Consider the following 21,775-nt stretch of genomic DNA (forward strand, 5'->3'; position numbering starts at 1 on the left):
GCACTCGCGCCGCTTCAGGCGACACCCTGCACGTGAGCCTGATTCCGCGCGGGTGCCTGCGTCCGCGTGCGGCGCGCCAGGACAGGCGGTCTCGCGGCAGCAGGCGGGCCCGCGAGATCAGGCGACCTCTGGGCAGGAAGCCTGAGTCGGCGTGAGTGCCTGAGTAGGCGGAGGGTTTTGTCCGGGACGGACCGTCGCGCGCGGAGGGGATGACATGGGAGGGTGGAGGGAAACAGGGAGGGTGTCGTGGCTGAGCGCATCGTTGTGGGAGTGGTGGACACGTCGGCGGGACGACGAGCACTGGAATGGGCCGCGCATCGCGCCCGGTCGCGGAAGGCCTCTCTGCTCCTCGCGAGCGTCGTCGGGGGAGCGGTCGGCGCCGTCGGGGAGGGCCCTGTGGTGGACGCCGCGATCGCGGCGGCGCGGAGTCTGCTGGAGGAGCACGCGGAGACGCTGAAGGATCAGGGCCTGGACGTCGACCTCGTCGTGCTCCGCGGCGACCCTGTCCGTCAGCTCGTGTCGACCACCGCGGGCGCGAACCTCCTCGTGATCGGAAGCGACTTCCGTCCGGATGACGCGGACAGCCCTCGGCGCGGCGCCCATGGGCTGCGCATCGTCGCCGACTCCTCCTGCCCCGTCGTGGTGATCCCCGACATCGAGACGAGCGACCGTCGCGGTGTCGTCGTCGGGGTGGACGGGTCTCCGATCTCGGAGGCTGCCGTCGCTTTCGCCGCTGCCGAGGCCGACCGTCTCGGCGAGCCCCTCGTCGCGGTGACGGTATGGACTCCCGTCCCCCTCCCGCGCGGAGCGAGGTCGTATCCCGAGCAGTACCTCTCCTCCATGCAGGAGCTGTCCGAGGAGACCCTCGCCGTCGCTCTCGGCGGATTGCGCTCGACCTATCCGGATCTCGAGATCGAGCCCCGGGTCGAACGCGGATACCCGTCCGAGGTCATCAACCGCGCCGCCGCCACCGCGAGCCTCGCCGTGGTCGGCTCGCACGGACGGGGGGCGGTCGCCCGTTTCCTGCTCGGCTCCATCAGTCACGAGGTGCTCGCGGCGCTCGTGGCGCCCACCGCCGTCGTGCGCTGACCGGGGGCCGCAGGCCTAGAGCGGGCTTGTCAGCACCTCGTGGAGCACGCGGCGGCTGTCGTCGCCGCCCGGCCCTGACCCGTCGGAGAGAGTCACCAGGGCCTTCCAGAGTGCCCAGCCGCGAGCCCGTCGCCAGGTCGCGGCGTCCAGGTCGACGGCGTCGCGGAACGCGTCGCGCGCATCCCCGTCGAAGTACGTCCATGCCATGACGAGGTCGCAGGCGGGATCGCCGACGCCGCAGGTGCCGAAGTCGATCATCGCCGACAGGCGGCCGTCGCTGACGAGCAGGTTGCCCACGGCGACGTCGCCGTGGAACCAGACCGGCGAGGACTCCCACGCGCTGCTCGTCGCATCGAGCCAGACGCTCCGGCAGAGTCCCGCGTCCACGGTGCCGTCCAGCCGCTGGAGCGCGGCGTCGACCTCATCGCTGTAGACGCTCGGATGCGAACCGCGGAAGAACGAGTGCCGCCCGGCCGCCGAACCCGCGTCCACGGGCAGGGACCTCACGGTGCGGAGAACTGTCCCGAGATCGGCGGCGAGGCGAACGCGATCGAGCCCCCCGGCGCGCTCGACGGTGTCGCCGTCGAGCCACCGGCGGATCGACCACGGAAACGGGTAGCCCCGGCCGGGTTCCCCCAGCGCCACGACGGAGGGAACGGCGACGGGAAGCCTTCCGTCGAGGAACTCGAGCGCTCTGCTCTCCTTCTGCACGGCCGCGGCGTAGCCCTCGGCACGAGGAAGTCGCACCGACAACTCGTCACCGAGACGGAACGTCCGGTTGTCCCATCCCTGACGCGCCACGGCGCGGACGGGCAGGTGCGTCCAGCGGGGGAACTGCTCCGCGACGAGGTCGGCGACGAGCCGCTCATCGATGTCGACCGGTCGGTTCACCCCTCGATACTCGCAGAGGTCGGCTCCCGCCTTATGCGAAAGGCCCTCCGGCCTGGGATCACTCCCGGCCAGAGGGCCTTTCCCTTGTTGCGGGGACAGGATTTGAACCTGCGACCTCCGGGTTATGAGCCCGGCGAGCTACCGAACTGCTCCACCCCGCGGCACAAGAGATAACTTATCACGGATCCGGGGAGGCGTCGAATCGAGCGCGGCGCCGGCGGGTGCGAGAGGATGGCGTCATGTCTGAGAACACCGCCGTACCCGTCGCCGTGTGCCAGTTCGCCCCCACCGATTCCCGCGAGGCCAACCGGGAACGGATCGCGGAGCTGGCGACGGAGGCCGCACGGCTCGGGGCGAAGCTGATCGTGTTCCCTGAGTACTCGAGCTACTTCGTCGATCCGATGGACGAGCGCCTCGCGGCCAATGCGGAGGATCTCGACGGCGAGTTCGTGACCGGACTGATCGGTCTGGCCGCGGAGCTCGCCGTCGTCATCGTCGCGGGCGTCACGGAGAAGGCCTCGGACGAGGGGCGCGTGCGCAACACGGTCGTCGCCGTGCGCGGCGACGGCATCCTCGCGGTCTACCGCAAGCAGCACCTCTACGACGCTTTCGGGCAGACCGAGTCGGACTGGGTGGAGCCGGGAGACATCGGCGAGCCCGCGGTGTTCGAGGTCGGCGGATTGCGCTTCGGACTGATGACCTGCTACGACCTGCGGTTCCCCGAGGTGTCGCGGCTTCTCGCGGTCGCCGGCGCCGATGCGCTCGTGGTGCCGGCGGAGTGGGTGCGCGGACCGCTCAAGGAGCAGCACTGGACCACTCTGCTCGCGGCGCGCGCCATCGAGAACACGGTGTTCGTGATCGCCGCGGACCACCCGGCGCCGATCGGCGTGGGGCACTCACGCATCGTCGACCCGCAGGGGGCCGTCCGCGCGGGCATCGGGCCGGAGCCGGGAGTGGCCCTCGGGGTGGTCGACGGCGCGGCGATCGCCCGCGTCCGTGCGACCAATCCCTCGCTGCGGGCCCGTCGCTACGCTGTGGTGCCGCGCTGACCGGACCCGCTCACGTGTTCAGGCCGGCGAGGCGCGCCGCCGCCTCCTCGAGGACATCGATGCGCTTGCATGCAGCGAAACGCACGAGCCCCGCATACGCCGGACGCTGCGCGGGGGACACGAAGGCGGTCAGCGGGATCGCCACGACGCCGGCACGGTCCGGGAGGGCACGGCAGAAGGCCGCCGCATCGGCGCCGCCGAGGGCCGTCGCATCGGCCACCGTGAAGTAGCCGCCCTGCGGTGCGTGGACCGTGAAGCCGGCTGCGCGGAGCCCGTCGCCGAGGATCCCGTGCTTGCGGGCGAGCACGGCGGCCGCGTCCGTGAAGAACGCGTCGTCGAGGCGGAGCCCGACGGCGACGGCGGGCTGGAACGGGGCGCCGTTGACGTAGGTGAGGTACTGCTTGACGGTCAGGACGGCCGTGATGAGCGCGGCGGGACCGTGGACCCAGCCGATCTTCCACCCCGTGGTCGAGAAGGTCTTCCCCGCCGACGAGATCGTGAGGGTCCGCTCCGCGGCACCGGGCAGGGTGGCGATCGGGACGTGCGGGGTGTGGAAGGTGAGGTGCTCGTAGACCTCGTCCGTGACGATCACGGCATCGTGCCGCGCCGCCAAACGCACCACCTCACGGCGCACCTCCTCGTCGAAGACGGCTCCGGTGGGGTTGTGCGGGTCGTTGACGAGGATGACCCTGGTCCGGTCCGTGACGGCCTCCGCCAGCTGATCCAGGTCGGGCTGGAAATCGGGCGCCCGCAGGGGCACCGTCCGTAGGCGAGCACCCGCGAGCGCCACCGCCGCGGCGTACGAGTCGTAGTAGGGCTCGAAGACGACGACCTCGTCCTCCGGCCCGTCGATGAGGGCGAGCAGGGTCGCGGTGAGGGCCTCGGTGGCGCCGGCCGTCACGATGACCTCGGAGTCCGGGTCGACCGTCAGACCGTAGAAGCGCTGCTGATGCTCCGCGATGGCCAGAAGCAGATCGGGGAACCCGCGTCCCGGCGGGTACTGGTTGAGGCCGTCGGCGATCGCGTCGCGCGCGGCGGTGAGCACCGCCTCCGGGCCGTCCTCGTCGGGGAAGCCCTGGCCCAGATTGATCGAGCCGGTTCGGGCCGCCGCGGCGGACATCTCTGCGAAGATGGTGGGCGCGACGGAACCGTCCGCGTCGAGCAGACCGGCACCGGCCGCCGTGCGACGCCATGCGCCGGGGATGACACTCATGAAGAACAGGCTAAGGCCATAGCTGAAACTCAAGCTCGGCATAAGGAACGCACAGGGATGCGGGGCATCCTGGAGGAGCGTTGAAGGAGCACACCATGAACCAGGACAACCCGCAGGACCGCCCGGCACCGGCGTCGGACGACGCCGTGTCGGCCGCACAGAACCCCCAGACCCCGGAGACCGCGTCCGGTGCGTCGTCGCAGGCCGCCGACGGTACCCCCGTGGCCCCGGCTGCTTCCGCACCGGCCGCCCCGCAGGGACATCACATGCCGCCGACGTTCGCGTCGCACGCCGCCGGCGCCCCGACCGTGGCCCCCGTGCCGCACGGGCTGGCCGCGCCCGGACCGACCGCGGCCGGCGTCCCCGGCGCCGCATTCGGCGTCCCGGCGCAGGACACCCGCCCGCTCGACGGCACGGTGCCGCCGGCTGAGCCGGCCCCCGCCGCCACGAAGGAGAAGTCGCGCGGCGGCACCCGCGTCGCGGCGTTCATCGTCGCGGCCGCCCTCGTCGGTGGCGTCGCCGGCTTCGGTGGCGGCGCGCTGCTCACCGGGCTGCAGGACTCGCCGTCCTCCGGGTCGGCGCAGGGACCGCAGACCGTCACGGTGAACAACCCCGGCTCGGTCAACGAGACCACCGCGGTCGCGACCGAGGCTCTTCCCTCTGTCGTGACCATCGAAGTCGCCGGCTCCCAGGAGGCCGGCAGCGGCTCGGGCGTCATCATCAGCAAGGACGGCTACGTCCTCACCAACACGCACGTCGTCACGCTCGGCGGGGCGGCGGCGGACCCGACGATCCGGGTCACGACCTCCGATGGCCGCATCTACGAGGCGACCGTGGTCGGCACCGACCCCATCTACGATCTCGCGGTGATCAAGCTCACCGACGCCGAGGGCCTGACCCCGATCAAGTTCGCAGACTCGTCGAAGCTGAACGTCGGCGACACCGCCGTAGCTCTCGGCGCCCCGCTGGGACTCGCGAACTCGGTCACCACCGGCATCGTGAGCGCACTGAACCGCAGCATCCAGATCGCCTCCTCCGCTCTGCCGGACTCCTCGTCCGAGGACGCCCCGCAGGAGCAGGCGCCGGAGGACGGCCAGGGCGAGGGGCCGTTCCAGTTCGATCTCCCCGGCAACAGCGGGCAGCAGGCCACCGAGTCGATCTCGATCGCGGTGATCCAGACGGACGCGGCGATCAACCACGGCAACTCGGGTGGGGCCCTCGTCAACAGCAAGGGCGAGCTGATCGGCATCAACGTCGCGATCGCGAGCTCGGGCAGCTCCGAGGAGTCGGGCTCGATCGGCATCGGCTTCGCCATCCCGTCGAACATCGCCGAGCGCGTCGCGGACGAGATCATCGCCGACGGCGCGGCCACCCACGGCCTGCTGGGCGCGTCGGTTCGTGATGCCTCCGGCGTCGAGGGCGCGACCGAGGCCGGTGCGTACATCGCCGAGGTCACCGACGGGGGTGCGGCCGCGGCTGCCGGCCTCCAGGCCGGCGACGTCGTGACGAGCTTCAACGGGGTGCCCATCACGAGCGCGACCGACCTGACCGCGCAGGTGCGCGCGGCGGCGGCCGAAAGCAAGGCCGACGTGACCTACGTCCGCAACGGCAAGCAGAGTGAGATCGAGGTGACGCTCGGCACGCTCGCCGGCTGATCCCGACGGTCAGAGAAGGACGCCACCCGCGCGATAGGCTCGCCGGGTGGCGTCCTTCTCTTTCGGCACCGGCAACGCGGCCAAGCTGCTCCGGATCCCGCTGTACGCCCTCGGTCGTCTCGGCACCCTCGTCGTGCCGCGCGGTCGGCGCTGGGTCTTCGGATGCGGCGCCGGCGTCGGCGATGGTGCTCTGGCTTTGCAGCGGTGTGCGGCAGGGGAGGGGCATGACACCCTCTGGCTGACCGGATCGGCGCGCGAAGCGGCCGACGCCGAGGCCCTCGGCCTGCGGACCGTCCCGCGGGGCGGGCTCCGCGGATGGTGGGCGACCGCGCGCGCCGGCGTGCTGGTCGTGACGCACGGCCTCGGCGACGTGAACCGCTACGGCAGCGGTGGCGCCTTCGTCGTGCAGCTCTGGCACGGCATCCCGCTCAAGCGCATCGGCCTCGACTCGCCGGCCACGACGCAGGTGCCCGCCGTCCCCGGCGCCCCGATCCTCCGGCGCCTCGTCGGGCTGCTGTACCGCGGCGCCGCGCGGCGGATCCGCATGCTCCCCGCCGCCTCGCACCGGGCCAGGGCGCGCCTCGAGTCCGCGTTCGGGCTGAGCGACGACCGGGTCGTGGTCACGGGGGAGCCGCGCGTCGATGTGCTCTCCCTCGGCACGCCCCAGGAACGCCGCGCGCATGCACGGGCCCTGCTCGTGGAGGCCGTGGGCGCGATCGGCGACGCCCGACGACTGGTCCTCTACGCGCCGACGTGGCGGGACGGCGCCCCCGACCCCTCCGTGCCGACGGCCGAGGAATGGATGCAGATCATCCGGGTGCTGGAGGAGCACGACGCCGTCCTCCTCGTGCGTTCGCATCCGCTCGGTGACGGCAGCTACACGCCGCCGCTGCCGACGGCGCGAGTGCGCGCGCTGCCCAGCACGGTCGTCAGCGACGTCACTCCGGTGCTGGCCGCGGTCGACGTCCTCATCACCGACTACTCCTCGCTCGCCTACGACGTGGGACTTCTGGACATGCCGGTCGTCTTCCTCGCACCCGATGTGAGGGAGTACGCCCGCACCCGCGGCTTCTACGGGCGCTTCGAGGAGGTCGCCGCTTCAGGCGTCGCGACGGGATGGGAGGCGGCGCTCGTCCGGCTGGCGTCGCTTCTCGGCGACCCCGCCGCGTTCGACGAGGCTGCCCGACGTTCCGCTACGCTCAGCGCGGAGATGCACGCGTTCCGTGATGGTCGGAACACTCGTCGGGTATACCGGACGATCCGCGCGCGGGGGATCCCCGCGCCGAAGGGAGCAGCATGACGACGGCCCGCATCGATGACACGGCACAGGCGCTGGTCATCGCAGGGACCGGGCAGCGTCCGGAGAGTGCCGAGCTCGCCGGACCGCGGGCGCGGGTGGAGGCCCGCGTCACCGGCGGGGGGAAGACCTGGAAGGCGACGTTCGCGCTCCGCGCATCCCGGTGGGGTGGCCCGGAGCTGCCCCTGCCATCAGGCGAGTACGAGCTGCGCATCGGCGGCGCCGATCTGTCGGAGCTGCGTCTCGCGCCGGTCGTGCTCCCGGGAGTGCGGATCGCCGTCGATGGTGCGGTCGTCCGCATCGCGGCACCCGTCGATCCCGTGTATGACACGGCAGAAGGGCGCTCGACGCTCGAGGAGCGCTATGTGGCGCAGACCGGCGGGACGGAGAACGCCGTGTTCTTCGAGAGCTTCTACGGCCGAAGCGTCGGGTGCAACCCCCGCGCCATCGATCGGGAGCTGGCGCGGCGTGCTCCGCAGGTGCGCCGGTACTGGAGCGTCGCCGATCTGTCGGTCGAGGTGCCGGACGGCGCGATAGCGGTCATCGAGGGCAGCCCGGAATGGTGGCGCGCCCGCGGTGCTGCACGACTGCTCATCGTGAACGACTGGCTGCGCCGTCGCTTCGCGCGCAAGCCCGGACAGAAGGTGCTGCAGACCTGGCACGGCACGCCCCTCAAGCGTCTGGCGCTGCACCGCCCGGGGTTCGACCCCCGGCGGATGGCGGCGGTGGTCAAGGAGTCCCGGCGGTGGGACGTGCTGCTGGCGCAGAACACCTACTCCGCGCGCATCCTCCGCAAGGCCTACGCGTTCTTCGGGCGGCCGATCTGGGTCGACGGCTACCCGCGCAATGATGCGCTGCGCACCGGGGATCCGGTCGCCGTGCGCGCGGCGCTCGGCATCGGCGCCGACGAACGCGTGCTGCTCTACGCCCCGACGTGGCGTGACGACCGTGCGGAGATGGTCGACTTCGTCGATCCGGAACTCCTGGCGCGGCAGACGAACGCCGTCGTGCTCGTGCGCGGTCACTCGCGCACGCTGGGGGAGGGCAGGGACCGTGCCGGCGCGCGGGTGATCGACGTGACGGGATACCCCGAGACGTCGCAGCTCCTGCTCGCCGCCGACGCCCTCGTCACGGACTACTCCTCCGTCATGTTCGACTTCTCGGTGACCGGCAAGCCGATGTACTTCCTCGTGCCCGACCTCGACCACTATCGCGGTCAGCTCCGCGGGTTCTACTTCGATCTCGCGGAACGCGCGCCCGGCCCGCTGGTCCGTACGCAGGACGAGCTCGTGGCCGCGCTGGACGACCAGGGGCACCGGGAACGGTACGCGGAACGCTATGCCGCGTGGCAGCGGCAGTTCAACGCGCTCGACGACGGCCGGGCCGCGCAGCGGGTGGTCGACCGGATCCTCGACCTCGGATTCGTCACCCCGTAGCCGTCCGCGTTCAGGGCAGGGGAGTGTTCCGCGTGCCGAGCCGCGACGCGTCCACCGTGTCGCCGGCTCCGCGCAGCACGCCGCCGAGGAAGCCGAGGCCCCACGAGAGGTGCATCGTGGGCAGCACGAGGAGCGTCCACAGGCGTTGCCGCAGGCCACCCCCGCCCGGCGAGAGAGCCACGCCGACCACGAGCAGGACGTAGAGCGCGAGCGGGACGTATACCAGGCCAGAGGCGATGAGCGAGGCGGTGCCGGACACCGCGCCGGTGAGCTGCAGGATGCCGAGGACGACGGCGAGCACGACGAACAGCAGGAGCACCGGCGGGGCGAAGTAGCGCAGACCGTTGCGGCGGCCGAAGCGGCGCACCAGCTCCCCTCGCCAGGCACCGGTCGCGCGGAACTGTCTGGCCAGTCGCAGCCAGCTCTCCCGCGGCCAGTAGGTCACCGACAGCTCGGGATCGAACCACACCCGGTGGCCGGCCTGACGGATGCGCAGGTTCAGCTCCCAGTCCTCGCCGCGGCGGATCGTCTCGTCGAACAAGCCGACCTCATCGAGGACCTCCCGCCGCATCACGCCGAGGTAGGCGGATTCCGCCTCGCCCTCGACGCGGCCGCCGTGATACGCGCCGCCGCCCAGGCCGACGGGGGAGTTGTACAACCGGGCGACGGCCTTCTGGAAGGGAGTCCGACCCTCGGCGTGCATCACGCCGCCGACGTTGGCCGCCCCCGTGCGCTGCAGCGTCTGCAGGGCACGGGCCGCGTAGCCGGGGGCGAGCTCGGAGTGCGCATCGACCCGGATGACGGTGGGGTAGCGGCTGGCCCGGATCGCGGCGTTGAGTCCGACCGGGATGTGCGCGGCGGGGTTGTCCACGAGGCGTATCCGGTCGTCGGCAGCGGCCAGTCGGCGGGCGAGGGCCGTGGTGCCGTCCGACGACGGTCCCAGCGCGAGGACGAGCTCGGCCGGAACCCCGACCTCCTGAGCGAGCACCGACGCGACCGCGTGCTCCAGGTAGGCGCGTTCGTTGAGCACCGGCATCACGAAGGACACCCCGGTGACGGGGGCGGGGGATCCGTTGGCTGGCACACGTCGATCATGTCACGCCGCTCCTGCCCCGCTCTCCCAGGCAGAGCGCGGTCGTCGCGGCTCAGCGGGGACCGCGAGCGGACGAACTATCCTGGAGGGATGGGTGCACTGTCTGACGCGAAGAAGGCCTACCGTCTCCTGCGGCGGGCGCTCGCTTCGCGCTCCGCGGTGCAGCGTGTCCGCCGCCGGCTGGCGGATCAGGCGCCATGCCCGGCAGATCACTTCCGGGTCGCCGTGTACTTCGCCGACGGTGCGGTCAACATGTACCAGATGCGGCAGTGGTACCGCCCGCTGGCCGCGCTCGCCGAGCGGTGGCCCGTGGTGGTCCTCGCGCGCCAGGCGACTGGCGCGGAGAAGCTGCTGGAGGAGGACGGCCCGCCCGTCGCGTTCGTGCCGAAGGTGCGCGACCTCGAGCGATTCCTCGCCACACAGGACATCCGGGTGGTCCTCTACGTGAATCAGAACACCCGTAACTTCCAGATGTTCCGGTACGGCCGTCGCTGGCATGTGTTCATCAACCACGGCGAGTCCGACAAGATGTACATGACCACGAATCAGTACAAGGCCTATGACTACGCCTTCGTCGCCGGTCAGGCGGCCAGGGATCGGCTGTCGCGGACGCTGTGGGACTACGACGTGGAGAGCCGGACCATCGAGATCGGACGCCCCCAGGCGGACCACTACTCCGGCTCGCTCCCGTATACGCCGGACGACCGTCTCGTCGTCCTCTACGCCCCGACGTGGGAAGGCGATCGTCCCAGCGCGCATTACGGCTCCATCGCCTCGCACGGCGAGCGCCTGGTGGCGCGACTGCTCGCGACGGGCGAGCACCGGGTCATCTACCGCCCGCACCCGCGCAGCGGTGTCGTCGACGAGGCCTACGGGGCGGCGCATCGCCGCATCGTCGCGGCCATCGCCGCCGCGAACGCCGCCGACCCGACCGCGCAGCACATGTACGACGACGGCCCCGAGCTCGGCTGGCAGCTCGCCGCCGCCGACGTCGCCGTCGTGGACATCTCGGCCATGGTGTACGACCGCCTCGCGGCGGGAAAGCCGCTCATGATCACGCGCCCGGTCGACGAAGAGGCCGCCGTCGACACCACCGGCTACCTCTCCGACTGCGAATGGCTGTCCGCGGAGGCGGCGGACGACATCGTCGCCGAGGTCGAGCGCGTACGGGAGGACGAAGCGGCCGTCGCGCGCCTGCAGATGTGGGTGCGCCACTACTTCGGCGACACGACCCCCGGCGTGGCGACGCAGAAGTTCCACGCCGCCGTCGAGCGGCTCATGGGGGAGTGGGAGCGGTGGCGCGACCGGGAGATCGGTGCCGTCCGCGGTGATGCGGACGATGACGACGACGAGGCGGACGAAGAGGACGCATGAGCAGCGACTTCCCGCGCTCCGCTGCGCTCCTACCACGTCTCGAGGTCGTCGACGCGACCGGCTCGACGAACGCCGACCTCCGGGGAAACGCGGACGACGCCGACGCCTGGCCGCACCTCTCGGTCCTCCTGACCCGGCACCAGACGGCCGGACGGGGGCGGCTGGATCGCCGGTGGATCGCCCCGGCGGGTTCGGCGCTCGCGGTGAGCGTCCTCCTCCGCGATCTGCCTGCCGAGCCGGCAGCGCGAGGCTGGATCCCGCTCGCCGCCGGGGCGGCCATGGCCGAGGCCGTCGCCGCACAGCTTCCTGAGGCCGCCGTCGTCCTCAAGTGGCCGAACGACGTCCTCGTCGACGGCCGGAAGATCTGCGGCATCCTCGCCGAGGCGACGCCGACGGCCGTGATCGTCGGGGCGGGCGTCAACACCGCCATGACCGCGACCCAGCTTCCGGTTCCCACGGCCACCTCCTTCGCGGTACAGGGGGTCGTCGTCGACGAGGACGAGCTGCTCCGTTCCTACGTGTCGGCGCTCGACGGCCACCTCCGCGCGCTCGCCGCGGCGGACGACGCGACCGCGAGCGGTCTGCATGCGGCGGTGACCGCGCGGTGCGCGACGGTCGGACAAGCCGTGCGCGTCTCGCTGCCCGCCGGGTCCCTGCTCGAGGGCGTGGCCGTCGGCATCGACGACGAGGGGCGTCTGCTCGTCGCGGCGGAGGGGACGGTGCACGCGGTCTCCGCGGGTGACGTCGTGCACGTCCGGCCCGCGTGACGCGGGGACACGCCGTCCCGCGGACGGTGTTGTCGGCGATCGCGGGCACAATGGGGGTGTGACCCAGCCCGTGACGCTCGGCGGACGCCCGCTGATGCCGCCGCCCGGCACTCCCGCCGAGGAGCTGCTCATCGCGCGCTTCCGCGGCCACGCTCGCCGGCTCTTCTGGTCGGCGCTCGTGCTCATCGCCGCCTTCGGGGCCACCGCCTACTTCTACGGCAACCTTCCGGCCGGGTTCGAGGACTGGATGCTGCTCGCCGCCGCCGGAGTCGTCGTCCTCATCGCCGTCGTGATCCCCTTCATCGTCTGGTACTCGCGGACGACGACGATCACGACCCGACGTGTCATCGCAGCCCAGGGCTTGGGCGCGCGCAACCGCCGCGAGATGTCGCATGCCCGCGGCTACACGATCGGTGTCCGCCGGGGTCCGCTGCAGCGGATGTGGGGCTGCGGGACCATCACGCTCTCGAACGGCGTGGACGCACCTCTCCGTCTCGTGAACGTCCCGAACGTCACCCTCGTGCACGAGACGCTCGCAGATCAGATCGAGGTCGGGCAGATCCTCGCCCATCGCGACGCGCAGGCGAGCGGCGACGAGATCGCCTGAGCGCGAACTCACGGCCGCCTCGCGGCCCGTTCGCTTCGCCGTTCCCCGGACCGGTGAGCGTGCGGAAGAATGGGCATGACGAATGGAGGCGGCACATGGCGCTGCGTGTGGGCGTGATCGGCGGAGGACAGCTGGCACGGATGATGATCGCTCCGGCGGTCGAGCTCGGTCTCGAACTGCGGGTGCTCGCCGAGGAGGAGGGCATGGCCGCGGGCCTGGCCGCCACAGCGGTCGGCGACTACCGGGACCTCGACACCGTGCGCGCCTTCGCCGCCGACGTCGACGTCCTCACCTTCGACCACGAGCATGTGCCGCAGGAAGTGCTCCGCGCCCTCGTCGCCGAGGGGATCGCGGTGCATCCCGGACCGGATGCCCTCCAGTTCGCCCAGGACAAGCTCGTCATGCGCGCCCGCTTGGCGGAGCTCGGCGTGCCGCAGCCGGAGTGGGCGCCGGTCCGTTCCGCCGATGACCTGCAGCGCTTCCTCGACGAGCACGACGGTGCCGCGGTGGTCAAGACGCCGCGGGGCGGGTACGACGGCAAGGGCGTGCGGGTCGTGCGCTCCGGTGCCGAGGCGCAGGACTGGCTCGATGCGCTCGAGGGCTCCGACGCCCTGCTCGCCGAGGAGCTCGTCCCCTTCGTCCGTGAGCTCGCCCAGCAGGTCGCGCGCCGACCCGGAGGAGAGATGATCCCGTATCCGGTCGTCGAGACCGTGCAACGCGATGGCGTCTGCGCCGAGGTGATCGCCCCGGCGCCCGCGGCGACCGAGCGTCTCGCCGAGGTCGCCGAGGACATCGGTCGTCGCATCGCGGAGGGTCTCGGCGTGACCGGGATGCTCGCGGTCGAGCTCTTCGAGACGGACGACGAGCGCATCCTCGTGAACGAGCTCGCGATGCGTCCGCACAACAGCGGGCACTGGAGCCAGGACGGCGCCGTCACCGGGCAGTTCGAGCAGCACCTGCGTGCCGTGGCGGACCTGCCGCTGGGCGACACTCGACCTCGTGCGTCCTGGGCGGTCATGGTGAACATCCTCGGAGGGCCCGCAGAGGGCACGCTGGGGGACCGTTTCGAGGCGGCGATGGCCGCGCACCCGGACGCCAAGATCCACACGTACGGCAAGGCACCGCGCCCCGGTCGTAAGGTGGGCCACGTCAACGTCGCCGGGGACGATCTCGACGACGCGGTGTACGTGGCCAGGGCCGCCGCGGCCGCTTTCGTCTGAGTATTCCCGCGGCGGCGCACGGGAAAAGACGTGTGCCGCTCGGGTGTTCTCCCAGCGCGAGACCGTAGCCTGATCTGGTGACCGAGCCACTGCACTCCTCCGCCGTCCCTCTGGTCGGCGTCGTCATGGGATCCGACTCCGACTGGCGCGTCATGAGCGACGCGTCCCAGGCGCTCACCGATTTCGGGATCCCGCACGAGGTCGAGGTCGTCTCGGCCCACCGCACGCCGGACAAGCTCATGTCCTATGCGCGGGAAGCCCGGGCTCGCGGCCTGCGTGTCATCATCGCGGGCGCCGGTGGTGCCGCCCACCTTCCGGGCATGCTCGCGTCGATGACGGCACTTCCCGTCGTCGGGGTCCCGGTGCCGCTCGCATACCTGGACGGTATGGACTCGCTGCTGTCGATCGTGCAGATGCCCGCGGGTATCCCGGTCGCGACGGTGTCGATCGGCGGCGCACGCAACGCGGGTCTGCTCGCGGCCCGGATCCTCGGTGCCGCGGACGACGAGCTGGCCGACCGTGTCGAGGCGTACGCCGCCGACCTCGAGGCCCAGGTCGAGGAGAAGAACGATCGGCTGAAGGGCTCGCTGTGACCCTTGCGCCCCCGCGCGCGACGCGACGTCCGCTCATCGAGACGCGGCCGCTGCGACACCCGGATACGGCCGATGCCGGGCTCATGTCGAAACGCGCCTGGTGGCTCGTCGGTCTCAACTTCCTGCTGCCGGGGTCCGCGCAGGTCCTGGCGGGTAATCGACGGCTGGGAAGATTCGGGCTCGGCGTCACCCTGACGACGTGGTTCCTGGCCGTCGTCGCCGTCGGGCTCGTGCTGTTCGCCCGCCCCGTCTTCCTCTGGCTCACGATCGGTGGCGGGTTCGTATCGGCGGCGCTGCTCACACTCGTGCAGGTGCTGCTCGTGGGAGTCGTGGTCCTCTGGATCGTCCTCACGTTCGACACGCTCCGCCTCGTCCGCCTGGTCAGGGTCCCCGCGCCGTCGCGGTTCCTCGTGCCGGTCGTCGCGCTCGTCCTGCTGGGGCTCGTCGGAGGCGTCATGGGCTACGCGGCCACCGCGGTGGGCTCTGTGCGCGGCAGTGTCGGGGCGATCTTCGGGCAGAGCGGCCCGAGCCTCCCGCCCAGCGACGGCTACTACAACATCCTGCTGCTCGGCGCGGACAGCGGAGACGGCCGTGACTCGATGCGTTTCGACAGCATCTCCGTCGTCTCGGTCAACGCCGAGACCGGAGCAGTGACCATCACCGGAATCCCGCGTGAGCTCCCGCATGCGCCGTTCAGCGACGGCAGCCCGATGCAAGAGCTCTATCCCGAGGGCTTCCAGGGCCACGGGTCGTCCACCTGCGGCTGGAACGGGTGGATGAACCATGTCCGCAACGCCGCGGAGGTATGCCGGGAGGACAAGGGGACCGGGCTCTATCCGGACGCGGAGGCCACGGGCTCGGCGCCGGGTATCGAGGCGACCAAGGATGCGGCGGAGGGCGTGCTCGGCATCGAGATCCCGTACTACGTCTTCGTCGACATGCACGGCTTCGCCGACCTCGTGGATGCCCTCGGCGGCGTCGACATCACCGTCACGGAGCGCCTGCCCAAGGGTGGCCCGCCGGAGGGCTGGTCCGGCACGGACGTGAACGAATGGGCGATCGGCTGGATCGAGCCCGGGCAGCAGCACATGGACGGCGACACGGCTCAGTGGTACGCCCGCTCGCGGTACACGACCAGCGACTGGGACCGCATGAAGCGGCAGCGCGAACTGCAGGAGGCGATCCTCGCCCAGTTCACTCCGCAGACCGTCCTCACCCGATTCAACGAGGTGGCCGCTGCGGGCACGGCACTCATCAGCACCGATCTTCCGCAGGGCAAGCTGCCGGAGTTCTTCGACCTCATGCTGAAGGCCAAGGAGCAGCCGGTCCAGACCGTCGAGCTGACACCCGAGAACGGCGTCGACGAGTTCGACCCGAACTACGACTTCATCCACGAGCTCATGCAGCAGAAGCTGCACCCGCCGACGGAGACCCCGGTTCCGGCTCCCTGAGACAGCGGGGAACGACGCAGCCCACGGGCGATGTTCCCGGGAACATCGCCCGTGGGCCGTCCGGTGCATGACCGGATTCGCCAGACGACGGTGATCGGAGGGGGAGGGATCACCGTCGTCCAGCCGGCCACCGCGCAAGGCGGCGACCTGGCTCAGGCGCGCATGCGGCGCGCGACTCAGGCGCGCTTGCGACGCGCGGCTCCGACGGCGACGAGAGCACCACCGGCGACCAGAGCGACTGCTCCGCCGCCGATGATCCACGGCGACACCGATCCACCGGTGAGGGCGAGCTCCGTGCCGCCGGTGAGCGGGAGCTCGGTCCCGGCGGGCGCGGCGGTGCCGGGATCGTGGTCGCAGCTGGAAGCGGCGGCGTTCCCGTGAGACACCGTCACCGTCGCGGTGTAGGCCCGGGAACCGGCGAAGTCGAGGGCGTAGGCCCCCTGCCCGTCGGAGGGCGGGCGGAACGTGACCCTCAGGCTGCCGTCGGATGCGGCGGTGTTGCCCGAGATGGCGGCGGCGCCGGCGTTCTGCCCCGAGACGGACACTCCGACGGTCTCCGAGGGCTCGAAGTACCCGGCGCCGAAGGCGACGGTCGAGACCTCACAGGTGTCGATGATCGCGTCGCCCACCTTCGCGCCCGGAGGCGAGGGGTAGGAGTCGCTCGGTGCCGCAGAGGCGACGGTCGGCGCGGCCAAGATGAGCGCGCCAGCGGTAAGGCTGATGGCAGCCAGTTTCTTCAGCATGATTTCTCCCCAGAATTTCACGCGGAATCGCCTCCGGACACACCCCTGCGTCCGACTGCGCGGAGTCCTCTGCCCCCACGGCAGGTTCACGGACCCCGGTTATTCCCCAGTGAGATGACAGTACCTCATCCGTCGGCGATTGTCACGAGCCGCACTGCAGGGTCTCGCGGGTCAGCTTCGGGGCGACGATCAACGGGGTGTGCTGCACCTCGGTGAGGCGCGCTCCGGCGCCCTCGCCCTGGAACTCCACGGTGATCGTGGTGGAGGCGCCGGGGGCGAGGAGCACCTCGTGCTGCACGACGGAGCGATCGCCGATGGTCGTCGTCTGCACGCCCTCCTCCTTGCCGTCCCGGTCGATATGCGACGGCAGGGCACGGTCCGGACCGTAGACGGCGATCAGGGTGCGCACGCTGCCGGCCGGCACGCCGTAGATGCCGTCGCCGGTGACGTACGGAGGCAGAGAAGTGGCGGCGTCGGCGGGGGCCGTGTTCGACCAGGTGACGCGCACCTGGGTCGTCGGCACCCCCGCGCAGGTCCCCACCGCCGTCGCGATCGAGGCGCGGGTGTAGTAGTCCATCTTCCCGCCGGTCCCGTCGTTGATCAGGACGCCGACCACCGCGGCGTCCTCGTCGTCCTGCGGCATGGCGCCGCCGAGCGCGCTGGCGGCGAGGAGCGACTCCTCCGACTCGTGCGCGCTCCAGATCCGGATGCGGCCTTCGCCGGCGGCGTCGGCGAGAGCGCGGACGAGGGCCTGCGGCTCCGCGTGGGACAGAGCGGCCGAGAACAGCCCGCCGGCGGCCTGGGCGAAGATCGCGTCCTGAGCCGCGGGATCGGGGATCGCCGCGTAGATCTCCGAGAGGAGCAGATCGGTCACGGTGTCCGCAGTCGCCGTGAAGGGTCCGAAGGAGAGATCCCCGGTGGCTCGCATGAGGTGTGCGGCGACCACGGCGTCCACCGCGATCACCCCGTCGACCTTCCCCCCGTAGCGCCCCTCCCACCGGGCGGCGATGGTCTGTCCCGCTTCACGGAAGTCGGGGATGCTGGTGATGTTCTGCAGATAGCGGCCGGGGCGGTCCTCGAAGAGCGCGACGGTGCTGTCGCTGACCGGCAGCGCCGTGTCCAGCGGGGGGAAGTCGCGCGTCGACGCCTGCCGCTGCAGCGTGACCTTGCCGTTCTCCGCGCGCAGGAGCGCGATCGAGCCGATGATGCCGCCCGATGACCGCAGCTCTGCGTTGTTCTGCATCGCGAGGACGTAGGTGCGGGGGCCCTCGCCGCCGAGCATGGTCGGCAGCAGGACGGAGGCGCCGTGCAGCGCACCGACCGCCGTGGCGGCCTGGGTGACGGCGCCGCGCATCTCCCGCACCGCGTCAGCGAGCGGCGGAAGGGTGGCGTCGGCGTCGATGCGGCGGGCCCGCTCCTCCGCCACGGTCAACGCCGCGCTCGCGGTGCCGAGCGGCTTCTCGACGGCCGCGAAGGGAGCGAGGTCGATCGCCCCGCCCGCGAAGCCGAGGCTCGTGAGGTCGACGTCGTCGGCGACGTCGAGCAGCGGACCGAGGGCGTCCCTGGAGACGTCGTCGGCGATCTCGGCGACCTCGCTCACCGCGCGGAAGTTCGGGCCGATCCAGGGCAGCACAGCGAACGCCTGCCAGATCGGGTCTCCCGTCAGCGATCGGGCCGACTCCGCGTTGCGGGAGATGCGGGCGGCGACCGGGGCTGCCCCATCGAGATCGCCCTCGGCGATGGACTGCTTGAGCTGACTGGTCGCTTTCGATATCTGCTGGAGGTTGTCGACCGCGCCGATGCCGCGCACCGTGACCCAGCCCAGTGCGAGGACGAGGAACACGAGGACGAGGCCGATGGTCCACCCGACCCATCGGCGGCGGACGGGAAGGCGACCATCGCTCACCCTGGCATTCAAGCACGGCGAGGCTGCCCGCCGCGCTCCCGATGCTGTGGGAACGCTGAGTAGCGGTGTGGACAGGTGATGCGCTCCCGGGGTCGTCGGCATCCCGCGGTTAGCCTGATCGCATGGGTGCTCGACTGCGTGTTGTTCTGGATCAGCTCGTGCACGTCGTCGACCCCGATCAGGCGGCGGCGTCGCGAGATCTCGCCGCCGGGCTCGTCCAGACGGCCCCACCGAACTGCACGGTCGACGCGATCGTGCCGTCGGGGGCGGACGTCGACCTGCGCGGCATCGGAGAGGTGCGCACCCTCGCGGTCGGCCGCCGTGAGCTCGCCGCGTCCTGGCAGCTCGGTATCGCCCCTGGCGTCGGCGGCGGCCTCATCCACGCGCCCACGCTGCTCGCTCCGCTGGTGCGTCATGACCGCGTGCACGACAACGACCAGACGACCGTCACGCTGTGGGATCTGCGGGCCTGGGAGGCGCCGTCCCAACTGTCCAGGGGCGCCGTCGCCTGGCAGCGCGGGATGCTCCGGCGTGCCGTAAAACATGCGGATGCCGTGGTCGTCCCCTCGCACTCCATGGCGCAGCGGCTGTCCGGCCTCGTGAAGCTCGGCGACCGCATCCGCGTCATCGCCGGCGCTCCACCCCAGGGTCTCGTCCTCCCGCCGGACGCCACGTCGCGACGCGACGCACTCGGCCTGCCGTCGGAGTACCTCGTCCTGTCCGGCCCGCAGGACACCCTGGCCGCCGGTTTCCGCGGGGCGGTCGCGGCCGGTCTCGACGCCGTGGTGATCGGAGCGGCGGAAGGCACGGAACCGCGTATCGCCGAGATCGCCGCCGCCGCCGGACTGCCCGAGCGCCGTGCGCACGTCCGAGGGACCCTCGAGGTGTCGGACCGCGCCGCCGTCGTCGCCGGGGCTCGCGTCTTCGTATCCACCGACGCCGTCACCGGATGGCCCTGGCGCGCCGTGGAAGCGATGTCGCTGGGCGTCCCCGTCGTGGCCGTGGAGTCCGGGTGTCATCACGACGTCCTCGCCGACGGGGGAGCGGTGGTCGCCGAGGAGGCGCTGCCAGAGGCGATCGAGGACGCGGCGGGCGCCGGAAGGGAGCGCCTGCGCGTGCTCGCCGCCGACCGGTCGCGGGCCTTCTCCTGGGCGAGTGCCGCGGAGCGGGTGTGGAGTCTGCACGCAGACCTCTGATCACCTGAACGCCAGCTTCGCATCCACGCGACACGCCGGGAGCTGATCGCGTTTCCGTGGCAACAGTGGCATCATCCCGCAACTTCCGTCACACTGGTCACATGTCTCGACGTGCCCCACGCTCTCGAAACACCACGAAGGTCACCCGCCTTCTCACCTGTTTCCTCGCTGCCTCCGCCCTGGTGATCGGCACGGTGGTCCCCGCCACCGCCGCCTCCGCCGCTGTGACGTCCGCCGTCGGCGGTTCCGTGAGCAGGGTCGTCGGCGACCCCGCGGCCGCCGGGATCGTGAAATCATCGCTGGTCGGGTTCACACCCGGCAACATCATCAGTGACGCCGTCTTCACCGACAGCAGCACCATGACCGAGGCGCAGATCCAGAGCTTCTTCAACAGCAAGGTCTCGAAGTGCCAGAGCGGATACGTCTGCCTCAAGGACTTCAAGATCACGTCGGTCACCCGCCCTGCCGATGCGTACTGCGACGGATACACCGGTGCGAAGAACGAGTCGGCAGCTCGCATCATCTACCGCGTCGCCAAGGCCTGCGACATCAACCCGCGGGTCCTCATCGTCATGCTCCAGAAGGAACAGGGCCTCGTGACGCACACCTGGCCCAGCGCATGGCGTTACAACATCGCGCTCGGCCAGGGGTGCCCGGACACGGCACCGTGCGATCCGAACTTCGTGGGATTCTTCCACCAGATCTACGGCGCTGCGCGTCAGATGCAGATCTACATGGAGGGGAAGTGGTTCCAGTGGTATGCCCCCGGCAAGACCTGGAACATCCTCTACAACCCGAACAAGTCGTGCGGTTCCTCGCCCGTCTACATCGCCAACGCGGCGACGGCGGCGCTGTACTACTACACGCCGTACCAGCCGAACGCGGCAGCACTCCGCGCCGGCTACGGCACGGGTGACAGCTGCTCCGCCTACGGCAACCGGAACTTCTACAACTACTTCACCGACTGGTTCGGCGCCACGAAGTACACCGTCTCCGGAGCGATCCTGACGGCCTGGAACGCGCAGGGCGGAGCGACCGGGCGGTACGGGCAGCCCACCGGCAACGCCGTGTACGTGTCGGCCAACGGGGGCGGCTACGTGCAGCAGTTCGCCAAGGGCACGATCTGGAAGCCGGCCTCCTCTTCGCACGCGTACCCGATGAGCAGTGGACCCTTCCGCACGAACTACCTCGCCGCCGGCGGCGAGAAGGGCTCGTGGGGTTGGCCTACCGGGAATGCGGTGTGCCAGCTGGCGGACGGCGGTTGCAAGATGGTGTTCCAGAAGGGCACCGTGTACTACTCGGCGGCGACCGCTTCCATGCTCGTGCCCACCGCTTTCGCCGCCCTCTACGAGACTCTGGGTGCCGAGTCGAGCCGCTTCGGCTACCCGACCAAGGCCGCTGTCGCCGGGCCGGATGCCGGATTCGAGCAGACGTTCCAGAACGGCGTGATCGCCTACTCGCCGGCGACGCGTCTCGTCGAGGTCAGCGGCTCCTTCCTGACGTTCTGGCGAGCAGCCGGCGGAGTCAAGAGCGTCTACGGGTATCCGAAGACCGCCGTGCTGGCCGTCACCGCGAACGGCGGCGGGCAGGTGCAGGAGTACACCAAGGGCAAGATCTGGTCCTCGTCCGCCGGCACCTTCGGCATGAAGACCGGTGGGATGCTCACCGACTATCTCGCTGCCCAGGGGGAAGCCGGCGAGTGGGGCTGGCCGATCTCGGCACAGAACTGCTCGACGACGGCCGGTGGGTGCGCGATGTCGTTCCAGAAGGGCGTCGTGGGGTGGTCTTCGGCCACGGGCTCGGTCATGGTGAGTGCGAAGGTCGGCGCGGAGTGGACGCGGTACGGGGGCGCGGCGCGTCTGGGTTACCCGTCCGGCAAGGCGACGGTCGTGAGCGCGAACGGTGGCGGCACGGTGCAGGCGTTCACGAAGGGGAAGGTGTTCGATTCCCCGGCGGGGACGTTCGGTATCGGTTCCGGCGTGTTCCTGCGCAACTACGAGGCTGCCGGCGGTCCGCAGGGGGCGGCGTGGGGGTGGCCGACGTCGACCGTGGACTGCACGCTCGCCGGTGGCGGGTGCGCGATGTCGTTCCAGAAGGGCGTCGTGGGGTGGTCTTCGGCCACGGGCTCGGTCATGGTGAGTGCGAAGGTCGGCGCGGAGTGGACGCGGTACGGGGGCGCGGCGCGTCTGGGTTAC

General features: G+C 71.1%; 18 protein-coding genes and 1 tRNA gene. 13 read left to right on the forward strand and 6 right to left on the reverse strand.

Going from position 1 to position 21,775, the window contains the following annotated elements; all coding sequences use genetic code 11:
* Nucleotides 1–246 precede the first annotated feature (246 nt).
* Nucleotides 247–1,089: a universal stress protein gene (locus KZC57_RS15345; protein WP_060922960.1), complete on the forward strand. Its 843-nt coding sequence runs from the start codon at nt 247–249 to the stop codon at nt 1,087–1,089.
* 15 nt (nt 1,090–1,104) lie between these two features.
* Here the strand turns inward: KZC57_RS15345 and KZC57_RS15350 are convergent, their stop codons facing one another.
* Together KZC57_RS15350 and KZC57_RS15355 are read right to left on the reverse strand one after the other, a co-directional pair.
* Nucleotides 1,105–1,980, reverse strand: a complete 876-nt coding sequence (locus KZC57_RS15350; RefSeq protein WP_247642131.1) for an aminoglycoside phosphotransferase family protein — start codon at nt 1,978–1,980, stop codon at nt 1,105–1,107.
* Between the two features lie 87 nt (nt 1,981–2,067).
* A tRNA-Met gene (locus KZC57_RS15355) sits at nt 2,068–2,141 on the reverse strand.
* 78 nt (nt 2,142–2,219) lie between these two features.
* Here KZC57_RS15355 and KZC57_RS15360 point away from each other — a divergent pair.
* Nucleotides 2,220–3,029, forward strand: coding sequence for a carbon-nitrogen hydrolase family protein (locus tag KZC57_RS15360; RefSeq protein WP_247642132.1), 810 nt, complete (start codon nt 2,220–2,222; stop codon nt 3,027–3,029).
* A 10-nt stretch (nt 3,030–3,039) separates the two neighbouring features.
* On the opposite strand, the gene KZC57_RS15365 is transcribed toward KZC57_RS15360, so the two are convergent.
* Nucleotides 3,040–4,242, reverse strand: a complete 1,203-nt coding sequence (locus KZC57_RS15365; RefSeq protein ID WP_247642133.1) for an aminotransferase class I/II-fold pyridoxal phosphate-dependent enzyme — start codon at nt 4,240–4,242, stop codon at nt 3,040–3,042.
* Nucleotides 4,243–4,337: 95 nt separating this feature from the next.
* Here KZC57_RS15365 and KZC57_RS15370 point away from each other — a divergent pair, with 95 nt between their 5' ends.
* From KZC57_RS15370 to KZC57_RS15380, 3 genes are read left to right on the forward strand one after another with little or no spacing between them, the layout of a single operon-like run.
* Entirely contained in the window at nt 4,338–5,897 is a 1,560-nt protein-coding gene (locus tag KZC57_RS15370) for a S1C family serine protease (protein WP_247642134.1), read from the forward strand.
* 46 nt (nt 5,898–5,943) lie between these two features.
* A complete protein-coding gene (locus tag KZC57_RS15375; protein ID WP_247642135.1) occupies nt 5,944–7,197 on the forward strand; it encodes a CDP-glycerol glycerophosphotransferase family protein in 1,254 nt (417 codons plus the stop codon).
* Complete coding sequence (locus KZC57_RS15380; protein ID WP_060922783.1) at nt 7,194–8,630, forward strand: CDP-glycerol glycerophosphotransferase family protein; 1,437 nt, start codon at nt 7,194–7,196, stop codon at nt 8,628–8,630. Before KZC57_RS15375 ends, KZC57_RS15380 begins: the two co-directional genes overlap by 4 nt.
* Nucleotides 8,631–8,640: 10 nt before the next feature.
* Here the strand turns inward: KZC57_RS15380 and KZC57_RS15385 are convergent, their stop codons facing one another.
* Entirely contained in the window at nt 8,641–9,666 is a 1,026-nt protein-coding gene (locus KZC57_RS15385) for a glycosyltransferase (protein WP_060922792.1), read from the reverse strand.
* Nucleotides 9,667–9,813: 147 nt separating this feature from the next.
* On the opposite strand from KZC57_RS15385, the gene KZC57_RS15390 reads away from it, so the two are divergent.
* The 6 genes from KZC57_RS15390 to KZC57_RS15415 all read left to right on the forward strand — a co-directional run bounded on the left by KZC57_RS15390 (nt 9,814) and on the right by KZC57_RS15415 (nt 15,735).
* Complete coding sequence (locus KZC57_RS15390) at nt 9,814–11,097, forward strand: CDP-glycerol glycerophosphotransferase family protein (protein WP_247642136.1); 1,284 nt, start codon at nt 9,814–9,816, stop codon at nt 11,095–11,097.
* A complete protein-coding gene (locus tag KZC57_RS15395) occupies nt 11,094–11,864 on the forward strand; it encodes a biotin--[acetyl-CoA-carboxylase] ligase (protein ID WP_247642137.1) in 771 nt (256 codons plus the stop codon). The genes KZC57_RS15390 and KZC57_RS15395 overlap by 4 nt, the downstream gene beginning before the upstream one ends.
* Nucleotides 11,865–11,958: 94 nt before the next feature.
* A complete protein-coding gene (locus tag KZC57_RS15400) occupies nt 11,959–12,471 on the forward strand; it encodes a PH domain-containing protein (RefSeq protein ID WP_105950773.1) in 513 nt (170 codons plus the stop codon).
* A 95-nt stretch (nt 12,472–12,566) separates the two neighbouring features.
* Nucleotides 12,567–13,691 carry a 5-(carboxyamino)imidazole ribonucleotide synthase gene (locus KZC57_RS15405; RefSeq protein ID WP_060922787.1) on the forward strand — a complete coding sequence of 375 codons (1,125 nt, stop codon included), beginning with the start codon at nt 12,567–12,569 and terminating at the stop codon, nt 13,689–13,691.
* Between the two features lie 125 nt (nt 13,692–13,816).
* Nucleotides 13,817–14,284, forward strand: coding sequence for a 5-(carboxyamino)imidazole ribonucleotide mutase (gene purE, locus KZC57_RS15410; protein ID WP_060922793.1), 468 nt, complete (start codon nt 13,817–13,819; stop codon nt 14,282–14,284).
* The gene (locus tag KZC57_RS15415) at nt 14,281–15,735 is read left to right on the forward strand and encodes an LCP family protein (protein ID WP_060922788.1); all 1,455 of its coding nucleotides are present in this window, start codon (nt 14,281–14,283) and stop codon (nt 15,733–15,735) included. Before purE ends, KZC57_RS15415 begins: the two co-directional genes overlap by 4 nt.
* A 176-nt stretch (nt 15,736–15,911) precedes the next feature.
* Here the strand turns inward: KZC57_RS15415 and KZC57_RS15420 are convergent, their stop codons facing one another.
* Both KZC57_RS15420 and KZC57_RS16545 read right to left on the reverse strand, forming a co-directional pair.
* Entirely contained in the window at nt 15,912–16,478 is a 567-nt protein-coding gene (locus KZC57_RS15420) for a hypothetical protein (protein WP_060922789.1), read from the reverse strand.
* 142 nt (nt 16,479–16,620) lie between these two features.
* Nucleotides 16,621–18,384, reverse strand: coding sequence for a DUF4012 domain-containing protein (locus KZC57_RS16545; RefSeq protein ID WP_247642138.1), 1,764 nt, complete (start codon nt 18,382–18,384; stop codon nt 16,621–16,623).
* A gap of 122 nt (nt 18,385–18,506) precedes the next feature.
* Here KZC57_RS16545 and KZC57_RS15430 point away from each other — a divergent pair, with 122 nt between their 5' ends.
* On the forward strand, nt 18,507–19,580 hold the full coding sequence (locus tag KZC57_RS15430; RefSeq protein ID WP_247642139.1) for a glycosyltransferase: 1,074 nt from the start codon (nt 18,507–18,509) through the stop codon (nt 19,578–19,580).
* A gap of 101 nt (nt 19,581–19,681) precedes the next feature.
* A partial coding sequence (locus KZC57_RS15435) for an LGFP repeat-containing protein (protein ID WP_374206615.1) occupies nt 19,682–21,775 on the forward strand: 2,094 nt, incomplete at its 3' end.

Origin of the sequence: Microbacterium sp. KSW4-4 (assembly GCF_023091185.1) — a bacterium.
Classification (GTDB): Bacteria; Actinomycetota; Actinomycetes; order Actinomycetales; family Microbacteriaceae; genus Microbacterium; species Microbacterium paraoxydans.

Excerpts from the sequence above, each read along its gene's own strand:
- KZC57_RS15360 (WP_247642132.1), top strand. The coding sequence starts at position 2,220 with ATGTCTGAGAACACCGCCGTACCCGTCGCCGTGTGCCAGTTCGCCCCC.
- KZC57_RS15365 (WP_247642133.1), bottom strand. The coding sequence starts at position 4,242 with ATGAGTGTCATCCCCGGCGCATGGCGTCGCACGGCGGCCGGTGCCGGT.
- KZC57_RS15370 (WP_247642134.1), top strand. The coding sequence starts at position 4,338 with ATGAACCAGGACAACCCGCAGGACCGCCCGGCACCGGCGTCGGACGAC.
- KZC57_RS15380 (WP_060922783.1), top strand. The coding sequence starts at position 7,194 with ATGACGACGGCCCGCATCGATGACACGGCACAGGCGCTGGTCATCGCA.
- KZC57_RS15385 (WP_060922792.1), bottom strand. The coding sequence starts at position 9,666 with ATGCCGGTGCTCAACGAACGCGCCTACCTGGAGCACGCGGTCGCGTCG.
- KZC57_RS15390 (WP_247642136.1), top strand. The coding sequence starts at position 9,814 with ATGGGTGCACTGTCTGACGCGAAGAAGGCCTACCGTCTCCTGCGGCGG.
- KZC57_RS15395 (WP_247642137.1), top strand. The coding sequence starts at position 11,094 with ATGAGCAGCGACTTCCCGCGCTCCGCTGCGCTCCTACCACGTCTCGAG.
- KZC57_RS15400 (WP_105950773.1), top strand. The coding sequence starts at position 11,959 with ATGCCGCCGCCCGGCACTCCCGCCGAGGAGCTGCTCATCGCGCGCTTC.
- KZC57_RS15405 (WP_060922787.1), top strand. The coding sequence starts at position 12,567 with ATGGCGCTGCGTGTGGGCGTGATCGGCGGAGGACAGCTGGCACGGATG.
- purE (WP_060922793.1), top strand. The coding sequence starts at position 13,817 with ATGGGATCCGACTCCGACTGGCGCGTCATGAGCGACGCGTCCCAGGCG.
- KZC57_RS15420 (WP_060922789.1), bottom strand. The coding sequence starts at position 16,478 with ATGCTGAAGAAACTGGCTGCCATCAGCCTTACCGCTGGCGCGCTCATC.
- KZC57_RS15430 (WP_247642139.1), top strand. The coding sequence starts at position 18,507 with ATGGGTGCTCGACTGCGTGTTGTTCTGGATCAGCTCGTGCACGTCGTC.